The following is a 19102-nucleotide window of genomic DNA, read 5'->3' on the forward strand; positions in this document are numbered from 1 at the left end:
GACCACGGGCCACCCCTGGGCCGCGCACAGTGCTTGCTTATCTCATCCGGCGCTTGTTCGCCGTCGTCGTGATGCTGTTGGTCGTCACCCTCACGACCTTCGCCATCTTCTTCGTGATCCCGAAGTGGGCCGGTACCGACCCCGCGCTGCTGTTCGTCGGCAAGCAGGCCGACCCCGCGGCCATCGAGGGCATCCGGGAAAAGCTCCAGCTCGGTGATCCGGTCCTGGTGCAGTTCTGGCACTTCGTCCAGGGCCTCTTCGTCGGCCGGGACTACGCCAACGGCACGGATGTCACCCACTGCCCGGCGCCCTGCTTCGGCTACTCCTTCCGCACCGAGCAGGCGGTGTGGCCGCAGCTGACCGACGCGATGCCGGTCACCCTCTCGCTCGCCGCGGGCGCCTGTCTGCTGTGGCTGATCGGCGGCATCACCACCGGTGTCGTCTCCGCGCTGCGCCGGGGCAGCCTGTGGGACCGCTCGGCGATGACGGTCGCGCTGGCCGGTGTCTCGCTGCCGATCTACTTCACCGGTCTGCTCTCGCTGGCGATCTTCAGCTACTCGCTGAAGTGGGTCAACGTGGACTACAAGCCGTTCGGCGACGATCCGGCGATGTGGTTCGAGAGCCTGATCCTCCCGTGGATCACCCTCGCCTTCCTCTACGCGGCGATGTACGCCCGGCTCACCCGGGCCACCATGCTGGAGATCATGGGTGAGGACTACATCCGCACCGCCCGCGCCAAGGGCCTGCGGGAACGGGTGGTCATCGGCCGGCACGCGATGCGCTCGACCTGGACCCCGATCCTCACCCTGCTCGGCCTCGACCTGGGCGCGCTGCTGGGCGGCGCGGTCCTCACCGAGTCCACCTACAACCTGCCCGGCCTCGGACGGCTCGCGGTGAACGCGATCACCGACAAGGACCTGCCGGTCATCCTCGGCGTCACCCTGATCGCGGCCATCTTCATCGTGGTCGCCAACCTCGTCGTGGACCTCCTGTACGCCGTCATCGACCCGCGAGTGAGGCTCGGATGACCGATATGACCAAGTCCGGACAGCCCGAGGGCGGCGCCGGCGATCAGCCGGCCACCGGGACCGCCGCGGTGGGCGAGGTGGCCGCGGCCGGCTCGCCCGCCCCCACCGCCTTCCTCGAGGTGCGTGACCTGCGCGTGCACTTCCCGACCGACGACGGTCTGGTGAAGTCCGTGGACGGGCTCAGCTTCCGGCTGGAGAAGGGCAAGACCCTCGGCATCGTCGGCGAGTCCGGTTCCGGCAAGTCGGTCACCTCGCTCGGCATCATGGGGCTGCACACCGCCGGGCAGTACGGCCGCCGCAAGGCGCGGATCTCCGGTGAGATCTGGCTGAACGGCCAGGAGCTGCTCGGCGCCGACCCCGACGAGGTGCGCAAGCTGCGCGGCCGCGAGATGTCGATGATCTTCCAGGACCCGCTGTCCGCGCTGCACCCCTACTACACCATCGGCCGTCAGATCGTCGAGGCGTACCGGGTGCACCACCAGGTCACCAAGGAGGTGGCCCGCAAGCGCGCGATCGAGCTGCTGGACCGCGTCGGCATCCCGCAGCCCGACAAGCGCGTGGACAGCTATCCGCATGAGTTCTCCGGCGGGATGCGGCAGCGCGCGATGATCGCGATGGCGCTGGTCAACAACCCCGAGCTGCTGATCGCCGACGAGCCGACCACCGCCCTGGACGTCACCGTGCAGGCGCAGATCCTCGACCTGATCCGCGACCTCCAGAAGGAGTTCGGCTCCGCGGTCATCATCATCACCCATGACCTGGGCGTGGTCGCCGAGCTCGCCGACGACCTGCTGGTGATGTACGGCGGCCGCTGTGTCGAGCGCGGCCCGGCCGAGAAGGTCTTCTACGAGCCCCAGCACCCGTACACCTGGGGGCTGCTGGGCTCGATGCCCCGGATCGACCGCGACCAGACCGATCGGCTCATCCCGGTCAAGGGCTCCCCGCCCAGCCTGATCAATGTGCCGTCCGGCTGTGCCTTCCACCCGCGCTGCCCGTACGCCGATGTGCCCAAGGACAACATCACCCGTACCGAGCGGCCGGAGCTGCGGGAGGCCGGCGGTGGCGGGCACTTCTCCGCGTGCCATATGACGCAGGAGGAGCGCACCCGGATCTGGACCGAAGAGATTGCGCCGAAGCTGTGACCGACACGAAGGATCCGAAGATGACGGTCCCGGAGAAGGCGACGACGTCGCCCGAGCCCCTGCTCAAGGTGTCGGGCCTGGTCAAGCACTTCCCCATCAAGAAGGGGCTGCTGCAACGGCAGGCCGGTGCGGTGCAGGCGGTCGACGGGCTCGACTTCGACGTCCGGCCGGGGGAGACCCTGGGCGTGGTGGGCGAGTCGGGCTGCGGCAAGTCCACCATGGGGCGGCTGGTCACCCGGCTGCTCGAACCCACCTCGGGAAAGATCGAGTTCGAGGGCAAGGACATCACCCACCTGGGCACCGCCCAGATGCGGCCGATGCGCCGTGACGTCCAGATGATCTTCCAGGACCCGTACTCCTCGCTGAACCCCCGGCACACCGTCGGCGCGATCATCAGCGCGCCCTTCCGGCTCCAGGGCGTCACCCCGGAGGGCGGCATCAAGGCGGAGGTCCAGCGGCTGCTGGCGCTGGTCGGGCTCAACCCCGAGCACTACAACCGCTACCCGCACGAGTTCTCCGGCGGTCAGCGGCAGCGCATCGGCATCGCTCGCGCGCTGGCCCTCAAGCCCAAGCTGGTCGTCGCCGACGAACCGGTCTCGGCGCTGGACGTGTCGATCCAGGCGCAGGTGGTCAACCTGCTGGATGACCTCCAGGAAGAGCTGGGCCTCACCTACGTGATCATCGCGCACGACCTGTCGGTCATCCGGCACGTCTCGGACCGGATCGCGGTGATGTACCTCGGGAAGATCGTCGAGCTGGCGGACCGCAAGGACCTCTACGAGCGGCCCATGCACCCGTACACCAAGGCGCTGCTGTCCGCGGTGCCGGTGCCGGACCCCAGGCGGCGCGCCAAGCGTGAGCGGATCCTGCTCAAGGGCGATGTGCCCTCGCCGATCTCCCCGCCGTCCGGCTGCCGCTTCCACACCCGGTGCTGGAAGGCGACCGAAGTGTGCAAGAGCCAGGAGCCGCCGCTGGTGGCGCTGGCCACCGGCCACCAGGTGGCCTGCCACCACCCGGAGAACGCATCGGACCAGGTACCGCAGGAGAAGGCCGGGGCCGAGTCGGCACGGAAGGTGACGAAGAAGACCGACAGCTGAGACGGGACGGGGCCGGGACCGGGCTCGGGGCATCCGCTGTTAACAATGGCGGGTGCTCATCGAACTGTTCACCCCGTCCGTCCAGCACGCCCTCGAAGTCGCCGGGATCTTCGTCTTCGCGATATCCGGCGCGCTGCTCGCCGTGCGCAAGAACTTCGATGTCTTCGGCATGGCGGTGCTCGCGGAGGTCACCGCGCTGGGCGGCGGGGTCTTCCGCGACCTGGTGATCGGCGCGGTGCCGCCCATCGCCTTCACCGACCTCGGCTACTTCCTCACCCCGCTCGTCGCCACCGCCATCGTCTTCTTCCTGCACCCCGAGGTCGAGCGGATCACGGCGGCGGTCGGCGTCTTCGACGCGGCCGGACTGGGGCTGTTCTGCGTCGAGGGCACGATGAAGGCCCATGACTTCGGACTCGGTCTCACCTCGTCCGTGACCCTCGGCATGGCCACGGCGGTCGGCGGCGGTGTGCTCCGCGACCTGCTCGCCCATGAGGTGCCCTCGCTGCTGCGCTGGGACCGGGACCTGTACGCCGTCCCGGCCCTCGTCGGCGCCTCGATCGCGGCCCTGCTGCTCCACTTCCACGTCCTGACGGCCGCCACCAGCGCGCTCGCGGCCGCCGTGGCGTTCGTGGCCCGGCTGCTGGCGATGCGGTTCGGCTGGCGCGCGCCGAGGGCGTGGAACCGGCGCAGCACGGCGACGGAGGAGGTCTGACGTCCTCCTGCACCAGGCGGCCGGCGCCCGGGATCAGCTCCCCGCCACACGTACGACGAGAACGGCGTGCCGTGCAGAGCACGACCGGCGGCGCGTCCGGTGAGCCGAGCTCGGCCCAGCGGACCTCGCCGGAGGCGCTGCGGTAGGTGCGGTCTCGCTGTCGAGGGGCATGGCGAGGCGGCGGGGTAAGACGGGGCGGAAGGCGGCGCGGAAGCCGTGCGCACAGGCACGCGGTACGTCGCACTCCCGCAACGCCTCGTAGAATCGGGGCACCATGGTTTATCTCGACCACGCCGCCACCACCCCGATGCTCCCGGAGGCGGTGCAGGCGATGACCGCCCAGCTCGCCGTCACGGGCAACGCCTCCTCGCTGCACGCCGCCGGCCGGCGTGCCCGCCGTACCGTCGAGGAGTCGCGTGAATCCCTCGCCGCTTCGCTGGGCGCCCGCCCGAGCGAGGTCGTCTTCACCGCCGGTGGGACCGAGGCCGACAACCTCGCGGTGAAGGGGCTCTACTGGTCCCGCAAGGACGCCGACCCGAGCCGCGTCCGGGTGCTCGCCAGCCCCGTCGAGCACCACGCCGTCCTCGACGCCGTCGACTGGCTCGCCGAGCACGAGGGGGCACGGGTCGAATGGCTGCCGGTCGACTCCCTCGGGCGGGTCCACCCCGACGCGCTGCGCGAGGCGATCGCCCGCGACCCCTCGGACGTCGCCCTCGCCACCGTCATGTGGGCCAACAACGAGATCGGCACCATCCAGCCGGTCCGCGAACTCGCCGCCACCGCGGCAGAATTCGGCGTTCCGCTGCATGCCGACGCGGTCCAGGCGTTCGGTCAGGTCGAGGTCGACTTCGCCGCCTCGGGGCTGGCCGCGATGACCGTCAGCGGCCACAAGATAGGCGGTCCCTACGGCATCGGCGCGCTGCTGCTCGGCCGTGAGCACACCCCCGTGCCCGTACTGCACGGCGGCGGTCAGGAGCGTTCGGTGCGTTCCGGGACCCTCGACACCCCGGCCATCGCCGCCTTCGCGGTCGCCGGTGCGTACGCCGCCGAGCGCCGTGAGGAGTTCGCCCGCGAGATCGGCGCGCTGCGCGACGGGCTGATCACCGCCGTCCGTACGGCCGTCCCCGACGCCGTGCTCGGCGGCGACCCCGACCCGGCGGGCCGGCTGCCGGCCAACGCCCACTTCTCCTTCCCCGGCTGCGAGGGCGATTCGCTGCTTCTGCTGCTGGACGCGCAGGGCATCGAATGCTCGACGGGCTCGGCCTGCACGGCCGGTGTCGCCCAGCCCAGCCATGTGGTCCTGGCCACCGGCAGCGACCCCGACCTGGCCCGTGGCACCCTGCGCTTCTCGCTCGGCCACACCTCGACCAAGGCCGATGTCGAGGCCGTCGCGGAGGCGATCGGCCCGGCGGTGGAGCGGGCGCGCGGCGCGGGGCTGAGCTGACCGACCCGCCGGAGCGAGTAAAAGCACCGGAACGCGGCCCATCATAACCAGGGAATTCCCATTGTTCTCCCGGTCATTTCACCTGACCTACGGAACAGCGGTTTCCGCTTGAAAACGCGGAGATTCGTGGGAAAGGATTTACCCCGTCAACGGACCTGCCATGCGCGGAAAGCGCATACGTCATCTCGCAGGTTGTTTTGCAACGGGGAAATCCGGGAGTTCATCGATGTCGCAGCCTTCGCTGCCGCCGCACCACCCATCACCGCATCGGCCCGCGCGGCCGCGTGGGCCGATGCGACCGTCGTCGCCGTCGGGCCGGCGTGCCAAACCGGCCCTGAAGCTCATCGCGGGCGGGGTCCTCGCGGTCGCCCTGGTCAGCGGCTGCGGGTCCGGAGGTGATGACGACGGCGGTAAGAGCGGAGGGTCCTCCGGGGGCGCCCAGGCGAAGACGCTGGGCAAGGTCGCCATGCCGAAGGTCGGCAAGGAGACCAACACCATGGGCACCTGGGTGACGGACACGAATTTCGTCAAGGGTGAGGTCAATGAAATCGTCGGCTACTCGCTCGACGGTGCCACGTCGAAGTGGAAGATACCGCTCGACGGACAGATCTGCTGGGCGTCACCGCATATGACCGAGGAGGGTCTGACCGCGGTCCTGTTCCGGGATGGCGCAGGGGAAGACGCGCTGTGCACCCAGGTCGGTCTGGTCGACCTGAAGAAGGGCAAGCTGGTCTGGCAGAAGGAGGGGTCGGACACCGAGGGCAACGCCGGGGTGCAGTTCGACCAGGTCACCATCGGCGGTGGCACCGTGGCCGCCGGCGGCAGCGGCGGCGGGGGAGCCTGGTCGCTGGACGGCACACCCCTGTGGAAGCCGGAGTACCTCGCGGACTGCGACGACAACGGCTACGCGGGCGGCGATGACAAGATCGTCGCGATCCGGGGCTGCGACAGCGAGGACTCCAGCACCCAGCGGCTGGAGGTGCAGACGGTGAATCCCCGGACCCGTGCGGTGACCTCGTCCTACCCGCTGGACGAGAAGGTCGAGTACGCACACGTGATCTCCACCGCGCCGCTCGTCGTGGCCGTCGACACCGGCGACTCGGACGCCGGAACGGGCACCACGGACATCCTGACCATCGACGACAGCGGCAAACGGGGCAAGCTGCTCAGCACGATCGACGTGCTGGCCAAGGGGTACCAGCCCAACTGCCCGGCCACGAGCGTCGAGGGGTGCACCGAGCTCGCCCTCGACAAGGCGAGCAGCACCCTCTACCTCTCCTCGGAGGTGGACGTGGACCACGGCGGCCCGGGGGACCGGATCACCGGCCTGAACCTGAAGACCGGCAAGGAGACCGGCAGGACGAAGATGGCCGAGAGCCGGTCGCTGACCCCCGTCCAGACCGAAAAGGACGGCTCCCTCATCGCCTATCTGGGCTCGATGTACAGCGAGGCGGGCGGAGTCGTGCGCATCGACCCCACGTCGTTCGCCATGGAGACGCTCCAGAAGCACCCGGACGACATGAAGGACGCGGAATCCGGCATGGACGTCTACGGGGACTGCACCATGATCTACAAGGGCAAGCGGCTGTACATCGGCGACAGCCGGGCGTCCAGGCCCACCAGCGGCGACGGCGGGACCCGCCCGCTCGCGGTCGTCTTCGGCACGGCCTGATCCGCTGATCCGCACGGCCTGATCCGCACGCCCTGATCGCGGGCCGGTCAGCTCGCGGGCTGCTCCACGCGCACCGCTCGCACCAGCCGCATATAGCGGTCCCAGTCCCAGTGGCGGCCCGGGTCGGTGTGATCGGTGCCCGGCACCTCCACATGGCCGACGATGTGCTCCCGGTCCCTCGGTATGTCGTACCGCTCGCAGATCGACGCGGTCAGCCGTGCCGAGGAGCGGTACATCGCGTCCGTGAAGGAGCTGGGCTCGCTGACCCACCCTTCGTGCTCGATGCCGATGCTGCGCTCGTTGTACGGGCGGTTGCCCGCGTGGAACGCCACGTCCAGCTCGCGGACCATCTGAGCGATATGCCCGTCGCGGCGCACGATGTAGTGCGCCGCGGCGAGGTGCTCGGGGTCCTTGAAGACCCGCACCGCGTCGTCGTAGCTGCCCTGGACCACATGGATCACCACCCGGTCGATCGGGTAGTCGTCCGGCCGGTCCGCCCACCGCCAGTTGGCCCCCGAGGCCGCGATCCACTCCGCGCCCGGCTGGTCGACCGCGCCCGCCGTGCGCGGCTTCTCGATGCCGGGCAGCCGCCACCACATCCGGGCCAGTTCGTCCCGCGCGGCATACGCCGCGACACCGGCCGCGCCGAGCCCGGCCGCCGAGCCGCCGAGCAGCAGCGTACGTCTGCTGACCCGGCGTCCGCCGCCGGTCGTGGTCTCGCTCACGGAGGGTTCAACGCGCGGCGGAGGCCGTCCGGTTCCGACATTTTCCGGATCATGGCGGGAACCGTTCGTTCCGCGCCGTCGCCCTCTGGTCTCCGGTGTAGATGAACGTTGAACTGTCCATGGTCTGTGTCCATCCGCTCGACGAGGAGCTGACGGTATGCGCATCGGTTTCGCCCTCCCCCAGTTCGGCCCGCTGGCCCACCAGCCCGAGGACATCGCGAGATTTGCCCGCCGGACCGAGGAGCTCGGCGCGGACAGCCTGTGGGTCGGCGACCGCCTGCTCGCCCCGGTCGACCCGAGCGTCGGCTACGGGGGTACCGATGTGATCCCGCCGGAATTCCGCACCGCGCTGGACCCCTTCACCGTGCTGGCCACCGCCGCCGCGGCCACCGAGCGGGTGCGGCTCGGCAGCGACGTCATCAACGCCCCCTGGTACCCGCCCGCGGTGCTCGCCCGCTCCCTCACCACCATCGACCTGCTGAGCGGGGGCCGGCTGCTGGTCGGACTCGGCACCGGCTGGTCCCCCGAGGAGTACGAGGCCGTGGACATCCCCATGAGCGAGCGCGGCCGGCGCCTCGACGAATGCCTCGACGCCCTGCACGTCTGGTGGACCGAGAACCCGGTCGAGTACCGCGGAGACCACTGGACCGTGCCCGCCTCCCACATCGACCTCAAACCGGCCTCCCGCCCCCACCCGCCGGTCTACCTCGCCGCCTTCGCCCCCGCGGCCGTGCGCCGGGTGGCCCGGCGCGCCGACGGCTGGCTGCCCGTCGCGGTCGTACCCGCCAAGCCCGGAGCCCCCGACCCCGTCGCCGCGCTCACCGAGCAGCTGGGCGGGGTACGGGCGGCGGTCGAGCGGGAGGGACGGGACCCGGCGGCGTTCGACGTGATCCTGCGCATCAACCCAAGCGCCGACGCCTCCGTGGACGACATCGTGACGACCCTGGTCCGGGCCGAGCGGGAGGCGGGCGTCCAGCACGCCTTCGTCGATCCGACCTACCTCGCGAAGAACGCCGACCAGGCCCTGGACCTCGTCGAGCGGGTGCTGGAGCGGGCCCGCGCGAGCTGAGCGGCGCGGCAGTAGCCGCACACGTGGCTTTATGCTGGCCTGGTTATGACTGACTTCCCCGGTGCGCCCACAGGTCCTCGCGACGGCCGTCGGCTGCGCGTCCTCGCCGCCATGTCCGGCGGTGTGGACTCCGCGGTCGCCGCCGCGCGGGCGGCCGAGGCGGGCCACGATGTGACCGGCGTCCACCTCGCGCTCTCCGCCAATCCGCAGTCGTTCCGCACCGGCGCCCGTGGCTGTTGCACCATCGAGGACTCGCGGGACGCGCGGCGCGCCGCCGATGTGATCGGCATCCCCTTCTACGTGTGGGACCTCGCCGAGCGCTTCCGCGAGGACGTGGTCGAGGACTTCATCGCCGAGTACGAGGCGGGCCGCACCCCCAATCCGTGCCTGCGCTGCAACGAGAAGATCAAGTTCGCCGCGCTGCTGGACAAGGCCATCGCCCTCGGCTTCGACGCCGTCTGCACCGGGCACTACGCCACGATCGTCACGCGCGAGGACGGCTCCCGGGAGCTGCACCGGGCCAGCGACATGGCCAAGGACCAGTCCTACGTCCTCGGCGTGCTCGACGAGCGCCAGCTCGCCCACGCGATGTTCCCCCTCGGCGACACCCTGACGACCAAGGACGAGATCCGTGCGGAGGCGGAGCGGCGGGGCCTGGCCGTCGCCAAGAAGCCCGACAGCCATGACATCTGCTTCATCGCCGACGGCGACACCCAGGGTTTCCTGGCCAAGCACCTCGGTACGGCCGAGGGCGACATCGTCGACGAGGACGGCCGCAAGCTGGGCACCCACGAGGGCGCGTACGGCTTCACCATCGGCCAGCGCAAGGGCCTGCGCATCGGCCACCCGGCGCCCGACGGCAAGCCGCGCTACGTCCTGGACATCTCCCCGGTGAACAACACGGTCACGGTCGGCCCCGTCGAGGCCCTGGACGTCGCGGCGCTCACCGCCATCAAGCCGCGCTGGTGCGGAGCCCCGCCGACGGGCCCCGGCACCTACACCGCCCAGCTGCGCGCCCACGGCGGCGAGACCGAGGTGACGGCCGAGCCGATCGGGGGCAGTGAGCTGCGGGTGACCTTCACCGAGCCGGTACGCGGCGTCGCCCCGGGCCAGGCGATCGTGCTCTACGACGACACCCGCGTGGTCGGCTCGGCGACCATCGCGACGACCGAACGGGCGGCGGCCCGGACGGCGACGGCGAGCTGAGGCCGACGCCTCCCGCTCGCACCAAACAGCGACACGCCGACGTGACGGCGCTGATCCGACCGCCCGGCCCCCGCTCGACCCGCCGCTCCAGCCAGCCCTCCGCCTCCAGCTCGTTGAGCGCGGCGGAGATGCGGGCCCGGCCCTCCTTGAAGTGGGCGCAGAGCGCGTCGATGCGGATGGAGGCGCCGTCGGGGAGCGACCGCCCCACCGGGCGACGGCCACTCGGCATCCGGTCCGACAGGAGGCTCTTGGTGACGACGCAGCCGTGGACGCCGACGGGCGATCGCGTCCACCACGCCGCAAGGCATCTGACCACGCTCAGTTGATGTTGGCCCGGGGCTGGCGGACGGCGAAGGCGATGAAGTCCGCCCAGGCGGGCGCGGTGACGGTCAGGGCCGGTATCGCCGTGTCCTTGACACCCTCCGCGTGGCGCGGAGCCGTGTGGGTGGGTGAGGGTGGGTGTCCGACCCGGCTCGTAGAGTGGCGGCCATGAACATCTGCGTCTTCTGCTCCGCCGCCGACCTCGACGACCGCTACACCGCCCCCGCCCGCGAATTCGCCGAGCTGATCGGCAAGGGCGGTCACACCCTCGTGTGGGGCGGGTCCGACGTCGGGCTGATGAAGGTGATGGCGGACGGCGTGCAGGAGCACGGCGGGCGGCTGGTCGGGATCTCGGTGGAGTTCCTGGCCGCCAAGGCCCGGGAGAACGCAGACGAGATGGTGATCGCCAAGGACCTCGCCGAGCGCAAGGCGCAGCTGCTGGCCCGTGCCGACGCCGTGGTGATCATGGTGGGCGGGACCGGGACGCTGGACGAGGCCACCGAGATCCTGGAGCTGAAGAAGCACGGGCTGCACATCAAGCCGGTGGTGCTGCTCAACGCGGCGGGGTTCTACGACGGTCTGAAGCAGCAGTTCCAGCGGATGGAGGAGGAGGGGTTCCTGCCGGTGCCGCTGAGCGAGCTGGTCTTCTTCGCGGAGAACGGGGTGGAGGCCATGACGTACCTGGAGTCCGTCTAGTCCACGCGCCCGTTACGGGGAGCGCCGTGCCCGTTACCGGACGGGAGCGGCCGGCGGGAAGCCCGCGCCCGTTCCGGGCGTGGGATCGCGCCAAGCCGGGACCGTCGTCGGGGCGCACCCCTGGGTGAGGCAAGCTGGGGGCATGGGAACGCATCTGATCACTGGGGCAGGCTCGGGCATCGGCGCGGCGGTCACCGAGCGGCTGGCCGAGCGCGGCGAGGAGCTGTGGCTGCTCGCGCGGGACGCGGGGCGGGCGAAGGAGCTGGCGGGGCGGTTCCCGGGAGTGCGGACGGTCGTCGGTGACCTGGCGGACCCGGAGAAGCTGTCGTGGGCGTTCGGCCACCAGACGCTGCCCGACCGGCTGGACTCGCTGCTGCACATCGCCGGAGTGGTCGACCTGGGCGAGATCGGGGAGCTGACCCCGAAGGCGTGGAACCGCCAGCTCGCCGCCAACCTCGTCGCGCCCGCCGAGCTGACCCGGCTGCTGCTGCCCCAGCTGCGGCTGGCCCAGGGGCACGTCGTCTTCGTCAACTCCGGCGCCGGACTGCGCGCCAACCCCCAGTGGGGCGCGTACGCCGCCAGCAAGCACGGGCTCAAGGCGCTGGCCGACGCGCTGCGCGCGGAGGAGAGCGGCAACGGCGTACGGGTGACGACGGTCTACCCGGGGCGCACGGCCACCCCGATGCAGGTGAAGGTGCACCAGCAGGAGGGCAAGACGTACGACGCGGAGCGCTGGATCGCGCCGGAGACCGTGGCGACGACCATCCTGACCGCCCTCGACCTGCCGCGCGACGCCGAGATCACCGACCTCCAGGTGCGGCCGCGCGGCTGACGGGCGCGCCCCGCCCGGTTCCGCCGAGAGCCCTCGTCACGGCGTCAGTCGCTGACGATGGTGAGGCTGCCGGCAGCGTCGCCGGGAACGCCCTGCCATCCCACGGCCACGATGCCGTCCCGCACCGCCCGAACGTCCAGGCTGTCCTCGGAGTCCTCCCGGTCAGGCACGGGTACGGGGGCGGTGTGCAGCGGCTTCCCGCTTGTCAGGTCAAGGGCCAGGAGCCGGGCGGGACCGCGCTGACGGCTCTCTTGCGGCTGCTCCACGACGTACACGCGGCCGTCGGCGACCAGCGCCCGGCCGAACCTCCTGTCCTTCGGCGCGTGACGGGTCCACCTGACGCGGCCATCGTCCGTGCCGCGCGCTCGGAGCACGTTGTTTTCCTTCCACTGCTCGCCCTCCTTCCCGAACGTCGTCAGCACGGTGGTGCGGTTCTGTCCGTCCCAGGCCAGGTCCGGGTTGGGCGCGGTGCGGATGACCGGCTTGGTTCCGGAGACGTCGATCACGGCCCCGCGGTCCGCGTTGTTCCAGTGGGGGGCGTACACGGTGTGGTCGGTGAGCGGCAGATAGCGAAGGCCGCCCATCCAGTCGGGGTGACGCCAGCGCACCGTGCCGCGCCGGACGTCGATCCCCAGGACGACGTCTTCGGGGCGGGGCCCGCTGCCGCAGGTGGCCTCGACCCCGAAGGCGGTGCCCACGGTGAACACGACGTCGCCGAGGTCGCAGGATGCGGGCACGTCGGCGGTCCACGACCGCTTCCCGGTCGTCAGGTCGACCGCGATGAGCTTGTCCCCGGTGTACGTCGCCACGACGCCGTTCGCTATCCACAGCCGGTCGCCGAAGCGGGACTTCTTGGGAAGGTCCTGGCGCCAGCGCCGCTCGGCGGAGCGCGCGTCGATGGCGATCAGCGTGCCGTCGTCGTACCGCAGGACCGCGGTGCCGTCCACGACGCGCACGGCCCTGATGACGTTCCCGCCCCGCTGGTAGTGCCAGTACGTCGTGCCGGTACGCAGGCTGCGGGCTGTCAGGCCCTCGGGGGAGCCGTCGTCGTTCTCGTCGGCCTCATGGAAGGAGAGCCCGCCGTCGACCGCCACGGCGTTGTCGACCTTCCGCACGAAGCGGCCGGGCGCGGCCGGGGCGCCGGTGCCGAGGGTGGCGGGGTACGCGCCGTGCGGGCCGCTGACCCGCTCGCCGTATGGGGGGTCCGGGCGGGTCAGCCACCAGGTCACCCCGGCGCCGGCGGCCAACGCGAGAACGACCAACAGCCCTAACGACCGGCGCGACCGCCAGTTGACCTCGACCACGACCATGCCCCCCCGGTCTCTGCGGCGTGACCATGACACCCTATCCAGTCGCGATCACCCCTACCCTTTCGGCGTGAGCGAGAAGCAGAAGCACAGTTGGGGCGCCGGGGCCGCGAGTGGCGTCGGCTCGATGCCGGGCGGTGATGCCCGGGAGGCCGTGAAGACCGTCACCGGGTCGCTGGAGACGTTGCCGTATCTGCCGGAGCTGCCCGCGCGGGGGCCCGGCGCGGACATGATCGGGCGCACCGCCGGGCTGCTGGTCGAGCTGTACGCGCATGTGGAGCCGAGCGGGTGGCGGATCAGCGACCGGCCGGGCCGGGACACTCGGCGGGCGCGCTCCTGGCTGGGCGAGGACCTCGACGCGCTGGAGGAGTTCACCCAGGGGTACCAGGGGGCGCTCAAGGTGTCGGCCGTGGGGCCCTGGACCCTGGCCGCCTCCCTCGAACTGCGCGGCGGCGAGGCCGCGCTGAGCGACCCGGGCGCCTGCCGCGATCTGACCGCCTCGCTCGCCGAGGGGGTGCGGGCGCATCTGGCGGAGGTACGCCGCCGGGTCCCGGGCGCCGAGGTGGTACTCCAGCTCGACGAGCCGTCGCTGACATCGGTGCTGCGCGGCAGCGTCCGTACGGCCAGCGGCTACCGCACTCACGCCGCCGTGGACCGGGGCGTGGTCGAGGGCGCGCTGCAGACTTTGGTGGAGGCGGCCGACGGGCCGGTGGTGGTGCACTCGTGCGCCCCGGCCGTGCCGTTCGGGCTGCTGCGGCGCGCGGGCGTCGCGGGGGTCTCCTTCGATCTGTCGCTGCTCACGGAGAGTGAGGAGGAGTCGATCGGGGAGGCCGTGGAGGGCGGGACGTCCCTGTTCATCGGCGCGGTGCCGGGCACCGATGCCCCGTTGTCGGACCCTGCCGGTAGCGTCGGGGGTGTCAGGACGCTGTGGCGCAGGCTGGGGCTGTCACCGGGGACTCTCGCGGAGTCCGTGGTGATCACCCCGTCGTGCGGGCTCGCGGGCGCGTCGCCCGGGTACGCCCGTGCCGCGCTGGCCCACTGCGTCCGGGCGGCGAGATCGCTCGCGGACAACCCTGAGTAACGGGAGGACGACACGGTGGCCGGCGAACAGCAGTCGACGGTGCCCGCGGAGGCACGGGATGAGCACGTCAAGCTCGCTGAGCAGGTCGAGGAGCACCGCTTCCGGTACTACGTGAAGGACTCCCCGGTCATCAGCGACGCGGAGTTCGACAAGCTCCTGCGCAGGCTGGAGGCGCTGGAGGAGGAGTACCCCGAGCTCAGGACGCCGGAGTCGCCCACCCAGAAGGTCGCGGGCGCGTACGAGACGGAGTTCACCGAGGTCGAGCACCGCGAGCGGATGCTCAGCCTGGACAACGCCTTCGACGACGAGGAGCTGGCCGGCTGGGCGGACCGCATCGCCAAGGAGCTGGGCAGCGGCTCGTACCACTTCCTGTGCGAGCTGAAGGTGGACGGCCTCGCGGTCAACCTCACCTATGAGCACGGGCGGCTGACCCGCGCCGCCACCCGTGGTGACGGCCGCACCGGCGAGGACATCACGCCCAATGTGCGCACGATCGCCAAGATCCCCAACCGGCTCACGGGCGACCGCGTCCCGGCGCTGGTGGAGGTGCGCGGCGAGGTCTTCCTGCCCCGGGAGCGGTTCGCCGAGCTGAACGCGCGGCTGGTGGAGGCCGGCAAGCCGCCGTTCGCCAACCCGCGGAACGCGGCGGCTGGTTCGCTGCGCCAGAAGGACCCGAAGGTCACCGCGAGCCGGCCGCTGGACATGGTGGTGCACGGCATCGGCGCCCGGGAGGGCTTCGACATCGACCGGCTGTCGCAGGCGTACGAGCTGCTGCACGAGTGGGGGCTGCCGACCGCCGCCCACTTCAAGGTGGTGGACTCGATCGAGGGCGTCCGTGAGTACATCGCGTACTACGGGGACAGCGAGCACCGCCACTCGGTGGAGCACGAGATCGACGGCGCGGTCGTCAAGCTGGACGAGATCCCGTTGCAGGGGCGGCTCGGCTCCACCTCCCGGGCGCCGCGCTGGGCGATCGCCTGGAAGTTCCCGCCCGAGGAGGTCAACACCAAGCTGGTCGACATCCGGGTGGGGGTGGGGCGCACGGGGCGGGTGACGCCTTATGCGGTGGTCGAGCCGATCACGGTCGCGGGCTCGGAGGTCGAATTCGCGACACTGCACAACCAGGATGTCGTCAAGGCCAAAGGCGTACTGATCGGTGACACCGTGGTGCTGCGCAAGGCGGGCGATGTCATTCCGGAGATCCTGGGGCCGGTCGTCGATCTGCGGGACGGCAGCGAGCGGGAATTCGTGATGCCGGCCGCGTGCCCCGAGTGCGATACGCCGCTCCAGCCCGCCAAGGAGGGCGATGTCGATCTGCGGTGCCCCAACAGCCGGTCCTGCCCGGCGCAGTTGCGCGAGCGGATTTTCTATCTCGCGGGGCGCAAATCCCTGGACATCGAGAACCTCGGTTATGTGGCCGCGGCCGCCCTCACCCAGCCGTTGGAACCCGCCGAACCGCCGCTGAGGGACGAGGGCGATCTGTTCGATCTGAAGATCGAACAACTGCTGCCCATTCGCTCGTACGTACTCGACCCGGACAGCGGACTGCCCAAGCGCGATCCGGAGACCGGCGAGGAGAAGGTCGTCACCTTCTTCGCCACCCAGAAGGGTGAGGCGAAGAAGAACGCCCTGGCGATGCTGGCCAATATCGAGGCGGCCAAGGAGCGCCCGCTGGCCCGGATCATCACCGGTCTTTCGATCCGTCATGTCGGCCCCGTCGCGGCCACCGCGCTGGCCCGTGAATTCCGCTCCCTGGACCGGATCGCCGAGGCGGACGAGGAGGAGCTGGCGGCCGTGGAAGGGGTGGGCCCGACCATCGCCGCCTCGGTCAAGGAGTGGTTCGCGGTCGACTGGCACCGCGAGATCGTCGAGAAATGGCGGCGAGCCGGGGTCCGGCTGGAGGAGGTGGGCGGCGAGGACGAAGGGCCCCGTCCGCTGGCGGGACTCACCGTCGTGGTCACCGGCACGCTCCAGTCGTACACCCGGGACGGTGCCAAGGAGGCGTTGCAGAGCCGTGGGGCCAAAGTCACCGGATCGGTTTCGAAAAAGACTGATTTCGTGGTGGTCGGCGACAATCCGGGTTCCAAGTACGACAAGGCCGTGCAGGTGAAGGTTCCCGTGCTCGATGAGGGCGGATTCGGCGTGCTGCTCGAACAGGGGCCCGACGCGGCGCGAGAGGCCGCGCTGACGCCTCCGGAAGAGTCGGGGGAGCAGGCCGGTGAGTAGCCAGGTGAGTAGGCGGGGGAGTAGGCCGGTGAGTACTCCCCGGGAGTAGCCGGGGAGTAGTCCGGGAGTGGTCCTCGGGAGTGGTTCGCGAGTAGTACGGACCGCCCGTGGAGCGGCGGTTGGCGTAGCCGTTCCACCCATCCGGCGCAGTGGCCCGGCCATCTTGTCCGTTCAACGGGTACAAAGCTGGCCGGATTACGACTGGGAGCACTTCCCGGCTACAGCCGGCGGGCATCACCCTTACAGCGCATAGCAGAAGGTCATGGATCGTCGGGCGGCATTCGGGGAACCGTCGCCGATCGCCGCCCGTCTTCCCCTTCTGCCGCCTACTGTTGAGGTGTGCGCCTGCCGTGGCGCTGGCACCGCCGGCTGTGAGAGGGACGGGTATGAAACCGACCGAAAGCGCCGCCCCGGCGTCGCGGCTGCGCCGGGCCGTGCTGCCCGCGCTGCCCGCCATGGCCGCTTTCGCACTCGGCATCGGAGTTTTCCGAGTGCTCGACGCGGGCAACGCGCTCTTTCCGGACGGCACCGTGGGCTGGTCGCTCGCCGTGCTCACCGGAATCATCGTCGGCCATCTGGTCGCCCTCGGCCGCGACCGCTGGTGGGGCGGCACCGGCTCGGGGGCCGCGTTAACCCTGGCCGCACTGCTGCTCTACGGCTGGATCCCGGCCGTGCTGGTCAGCCTGGCCGTGGTCGTCCTGGTCGGCGCCGCCCGCCGGCACCGGTGGCGGCAGGCGGTCCTGCACGGCGCGGTCGACATCCTCGGCGTGGGCGCGGCCGCCCTCACCCTCGCCGCCTTCGGCACCACCCCCTCCGTCGAGCACCCCTGGGTCACCGACACCTGGCACATGTCCGCCGTCCCCCAGACGGCCCTGGCGGCCTTCGTCTATCTCGCCGTGTCCCGCGCCCTGTTGTGGTGCTCCCTCGCCCCGCCCGGCGCCGGACTGCCCACCGTCGCCCGCACCGCCCTCTTCCGGCAGGCCCTCGTCGGCATCGCGCTCCTCGGCATCGCCCCCCTCATCGTCGTCGTCGCCGGGGACACCCCGCTGCTGCTCCCGCTGTTCGCGGTGCCGCTGGTCGCCCTCGACTCCACGCTGTGGATCGCCCGGGTCCGCGCCGAGGAGCAGCTGCGCGACCCGCTCACCGGGCTGCCCAACCGCCAGTGGCTGCTGGAGCGCACCTGGACCGCGCTGGACGAGGCCGAGCGGGCCGGCACCCGGACCGCGCTGGTGCTGCTGGACCTCGACCGGTTCCGCTCGGTCAACGACACCCTGGGCCATCTGGCCGGCGACCGGCTGCTGCTCCAGATCGCCGAGCGGCTGCGGCTCGCCCTGCCGCGCGGGGCGGAGGTCGCCCGCCTCGGCGGTGACGAGTTCGCGGTGCTGCTGCCCACCACCGACTCGCTCACCAGCGCCCAGCGCAGCGCCCGCGTGCTCGTCGGCGATCTCGGCTCCCCCCTCGATCTGGACGGGCTGACCCTGGTGCTGGAGGCCAGCGCCGGGGTCGCCGTCTACCCCGACCACGCACTGGACGCCGAGGGGCTGCTGCGCCGCGCCGACGTCGCGATGTACCAGGCCAAGCGGGACCGCAGCGGTGTCGAGCTGTACGAGGCGCGGCGGGACGGCAACACCCCCGACCGGCTCGGTCTGCTCGGCGACCTGCGGCGCGCCCTGGACGCGGGTGACGTCGAGCTGCACTACCAGCCCAAGGTCGGCTTCGACGGGCATGTGGCGGGCCTGGAGGCGCTGGTGCGCTGGGTGCACCCGGACCGGGGGAAGGTGCCGCCGGACGAGTTCATCTCCATGGCCGAGAGCTCCGGGCTGATGCCACGGCTGACCGAGTACGTCCTGGAGACGGCGCTCGGCCAGGTCGCGCGGTGGCGCGCCGACGGCCTCGAGGTGCCGGTCGCCGTCAACGTCTCCCCGCGCGACGTCCACACCCCCGGTTTCGCGGGCGCGGTCGCCGGGCGGCTGGCCCGGCACGGGGTCCCGGCGGGCGCCCTCCAGCTGGAGATAACCGAACACGTCCTGCTGGAGGACCCGCAGCGGGCCGCCGACACGCTGGCCGGGCTCACCGGCCACGGCGTGAAGATGTCGCTCGACGACTTCGGAACCGGCTATTCCTCGCTGGTCCACCTGCGCCGGCTGCCGGTCAGCGAGCTGAAGATCGACCGTTCCTTCGTGGCCCGGCTGGCCGTGGACAACGAGGACGCGGAGATCGTCCGCTGCACGGTCGACCTCGCGCACTCCCTGGGCCTGCTCGTGGTGGCCGAGGGCGTCGAGGACGACGAGACCTGGGAGCGGCTGCGGGACCTGGGGTGCGACGCGGTGCAGGGCTGGCTGGTGGCCGCCGCGATGCCGCCGGAGGAGATGACGGCGTGGCTGCGGGCGCGGGGGGAGGGCGGCTGGCACCGCGAGCCGGCGGAGCCCTCGGACCAGGAAGCCGCTCCCGCGGAGGAGGACGCGGACCAGCCCGTGACCTGAGGGCGTCGCCCCTCGGCGTTTTGTCGCCGGATGCGGGCCGGTGAGTGGCGTGGTGCGCGCC

General features: G+C 71.3%; 15 protein-coding genes. 13 read left to right on the top strand and 2 right to left on the bottom strand.

Annotation, left to right across the window (positions count from 1 at the left end; translation table 11 throughout):
• The first annotated feature begins 29 nt into the window (after positions 1-29).
• From N6H00_RS27885 to N6H00_RS27910, 6 genes are all read left to right on the top strand, one after another.
• Positions 30-1028, top strand: coding sequence for an ABC transporter permease (locus N6H00_RS27885; protein ID WP_268974570.1), 999 nt, complete (start codon positions 30-32; stop codon positions 1026-1028).
• Positions 1025-2170, top strand: coding sequence for an ABC transporter ATP-binding protein (locus N6H00_RS27890; protein ID WP_268974571.1), 1146 nt, complete (start codon positions 1025-1027; stop codon positions 2168-2170). Before N6H00_RS27885 ends, N6H00_RS27890 begins: the two co-directional genes overlap by 4 nt.
• Positions 2171-2190: 20 nt before the next feature.
• Positions 2191-3267 carry an ABC transporter ATP-binding protein gene (locus tag N6H00_RS27895; protein WP_268974572.1) on the top strand — a complete coding sequence of 359 codons (1077 nt, stop codon included), beginning with the start codon at positions 2191-2193 and terminating at the stop codon, positions 3265-3267.
• A 52-nt stretch (positions 3268-3319) separates the two neighbouring features.
• Complete coding sequence (locus tag N6H00_RS27900; protein ID WP_268974573.1) at positions 3320-3979, top strand: trimeric intracellular cation channel family protein; 660 nt, start codon at positions 3320-3322, stop codon at positions 3977-3979.
• A gap of 274 nt (positions 3980-4253) precedes the next feature.
• Entirely contained in the window at positions 4254-5423 is a 1170-nt protein-coding gene (locus tag N6H00_RS27905; RefSeq protein WP_268974574.1) for a cysteine desulfurase family protein, read from the top strand.
• 292 nt (positions 5424-5715) lie between these two features.
• The gene (locus N6H00_RS27910; protein ID WP_268974575.1) at positions 5716-7095 is read left to right on the top strand and encodes a hypothetical protein; all 1380 of its coding nucleotides are present in this window, start codon (positions 5716-5718) and stop codon (positions 7093-7095) included.
• A gap of 47 nt (positions 7096-7142) precedes the next feature.
• On the opposite strand, the gene N6H00_RS27915 is transcribed toward N6H00_RS27910, so the two are convergent.
• Positions 7143-7820: an N-acetylmuramoyl-L-alanine amidase gene (locus N6H00_RS27915; protein WP_268974576.1), complete on the bottom strand. Its 678-nt coding sequence runs from the start codon at positions 7818-7820 to the stop codon at positions 7143-7145.
• A gap of 157 nt (positions 7821-7977) precedes the next feature.
• Here N6H00_RS27915 and N6H00_RS27920 point away from each other — a divergent pair, with 157 nt between their 5' ends.
• The 4 genes from N6H00_RS27920 to N6H00_RS27940 all read left to right on the top strand — a co-directional run bounded on the left by N6H00_RS27920 (position 7978) and on the right by N6H00_RS27940 (position 11944).
• Complete coding sequence (locus N6H00_RS27920; protein ID WP_268974577.1) at positions 7978-8889, top strand: TIGR03619 family F420-dependent LLM class oxidoreductase; 912 nt, start codon at positions 7978-7980, stop codon at positions 8887-8889.
• A gap of 45 nt (positions 8890-8934) precedes the next feature.
• A complete protein-coding gene (mnmA, locus tag N6H00_RS27925) occupies positions 8935-10095 on the top strand; it encodes a tRNA 2-thiouridine(34) synthase MnmA (RefSeq protein ID WP_268974578.1) in 1161 nt (386 codons plus the stop codon).
• Between the two features lie 489 nt (positions 10096-10584).
• Complete coding sequence (locus N6H00_RS27935; protein WP_268974579.1) at positions 10585-11112, top strand: TIGR00730 family Rossman fold protein; 528 nt, start codon at positions 10585-10587, stop codon at positions 11110-11112.
• Positions 11113-11254: 142 nt separating this feature from the next.
• Complete coding sequence (locus N6H00_RS27940; protein ID WP_268974580.1) at positions 11255-11944, top strand: SDR family oxidoreductase; 690 nt, start codon at positions 11255-11257, stop codon at positions 11942-11944.
• 44 nt (positions 11945-11988) lie between these two features.
• Here the strand turns inward: N6H00_RS27940 and N6H00_RS27945 are convergent, their stop codons facing one another.
• A complete protein-coding gene (locus tag N6H00_RS27945; protein WP_268974581.1) occupies positions 11989-13254 on the bottom strand; it encodes an outer membrane protein assembly factor BamB family protein in 1266 nt (421 codons plus the stop codon).
• A gap of 124 nt (positions 13255-13378) precedes the next feature.
• Between N6H00_RS27945 and N6H00_RS27950 the strand changes: the two genes are divergently transcribed.
• The 3 genes from N6H00_RS27950 (at position 13379) to N6H00_RS27960 (ending at position 19041) form a co-directional block, all read left to right on the top strand.
• Positions 13379-14332, top strand: a complete 954-nt coding sequence (locus N6H00_RS27950; protein WP_268977143.1) for a methionine synthase — start codon at positions 13379-13381, stop codon at positions 14330-14332.
• A 15-nt stretch (positions 14333-14347) separates the two neighbouring features.
• Positions 14348-16558, top strand: coding sequence for an NAD-dependent DNA ligase LigA (gene ligA / locus N6H00_RS27955; RefSeq protein WP_268974582.1), 2211 nt, complete (start codon positions 14348-14350; stop codon positions 16556-16558).
• A gap of 386 nt (positions 16559-16944) precedes the next feature.
• Complete coding sequence (locus N6H00_RS27960; protein ID WP_268974583.1) at positions 16945-19041, top strand: putative bifunctional diguanylate cyclase/phosphodiesterase; 2097 nt, start codon at positions 16945-16947, stop codon at positions 19039-19041.
• Positions 19042-19102 lie beyond the last annotated feature (61 nt).

Origin of the sequence: Streptomyces sp. S465, assembly GCF_026898115.1 — a bacterium.
Taxonomy (GTDB): domain Bacteria; phylum Actinomycetota; class Actinomycetes; order Streptomycetales; family Streptomycetaceae; genus Streptomyces; species Streptomyces luomodiensis.

Excerpts from the sequence above, each read along its gene's own strand:
- N6H00_RS27950 (WP_268977143.1), top strand. The coding sequence starts at position 13,379 with ATGCCGGGCGGTGATGCCCGGGAGGCCGTGAAGACCGTCACCGGGTCG.
- N6H00_RS27960 (WP_268974583.1), top strand. The coding sequence starts at position 16,945 with ATGAAACCGACCGAAAGCGCCGCCCCGGCGTCGCGGCTGCGCCGGGCC.
- mnmA (WP_268974578.1), top strand. The coding sequence starts at position 8,935 with ATGACTGACTTCCCCGGTGCGCCCACAGGTCCTCGCGACGGCCGTCGG.
- N6H00_RS27935 (WP_268974579.1), top strand. The coding sequence starts at position 10,585 with ATGAACATCTGCGTCTTCTGCTCCGCCGCCGACCTCGACGACCGCTAC.
- N6H00_RS27920 (WP_268974577.1), top strand. The coding sequence starts at position 7,978 with ATGCGCATCGGTTTCGCCCTCCCCCAGTTCGGCCCGCTGGCCCACCAG.
- N6H00_RS27940 (WP_268974580.1), top strand. The coding sequence starts at position 11,255 with ATGGGAACGCATCTGATCACTGGGGCAGGCTCGGGCATCGGCGCGGCG.
- N6H00_RS27945 (WP_268974581.1), bottom strand. The coding sequence starts at position 13,254 with ATGGTCGTGGTCGAGGTCAACTGGCGGTCGCGCCGGTCGTTAGGGCTG.
- N6H00_RS27905 (WP_268974574.1), top strand. The coding sequence starts at position 4,254 with ATGGTTTATCTCGACCACGCCGCCACCACCCCGATGCTCCCGGAGGCG.
- N6H00_RS27910 (WP_268974575.1), top strand. The coding sequence starts at position 5,716 with ATGCGACCGTCGTCGCCGTCGGGCCGGCGTGCCAAACCGGCCCTGAAG.
- N6H00_RS27890 (WP_268974571.1), top strand. The coding sequence starts at position 1,025 with ATGACCGATATGACCAAGTCCGGACAGCCCGAGGGCGGCGCCGGCGAT.
- N6H00_RS27895 (WP_268974572.1), top strand. The coding sequence starts at position 2,191 with ATGACGGTCCCGGAGAAGGCGACGACGTCGCCCGAGCCCCTGCTCAAG.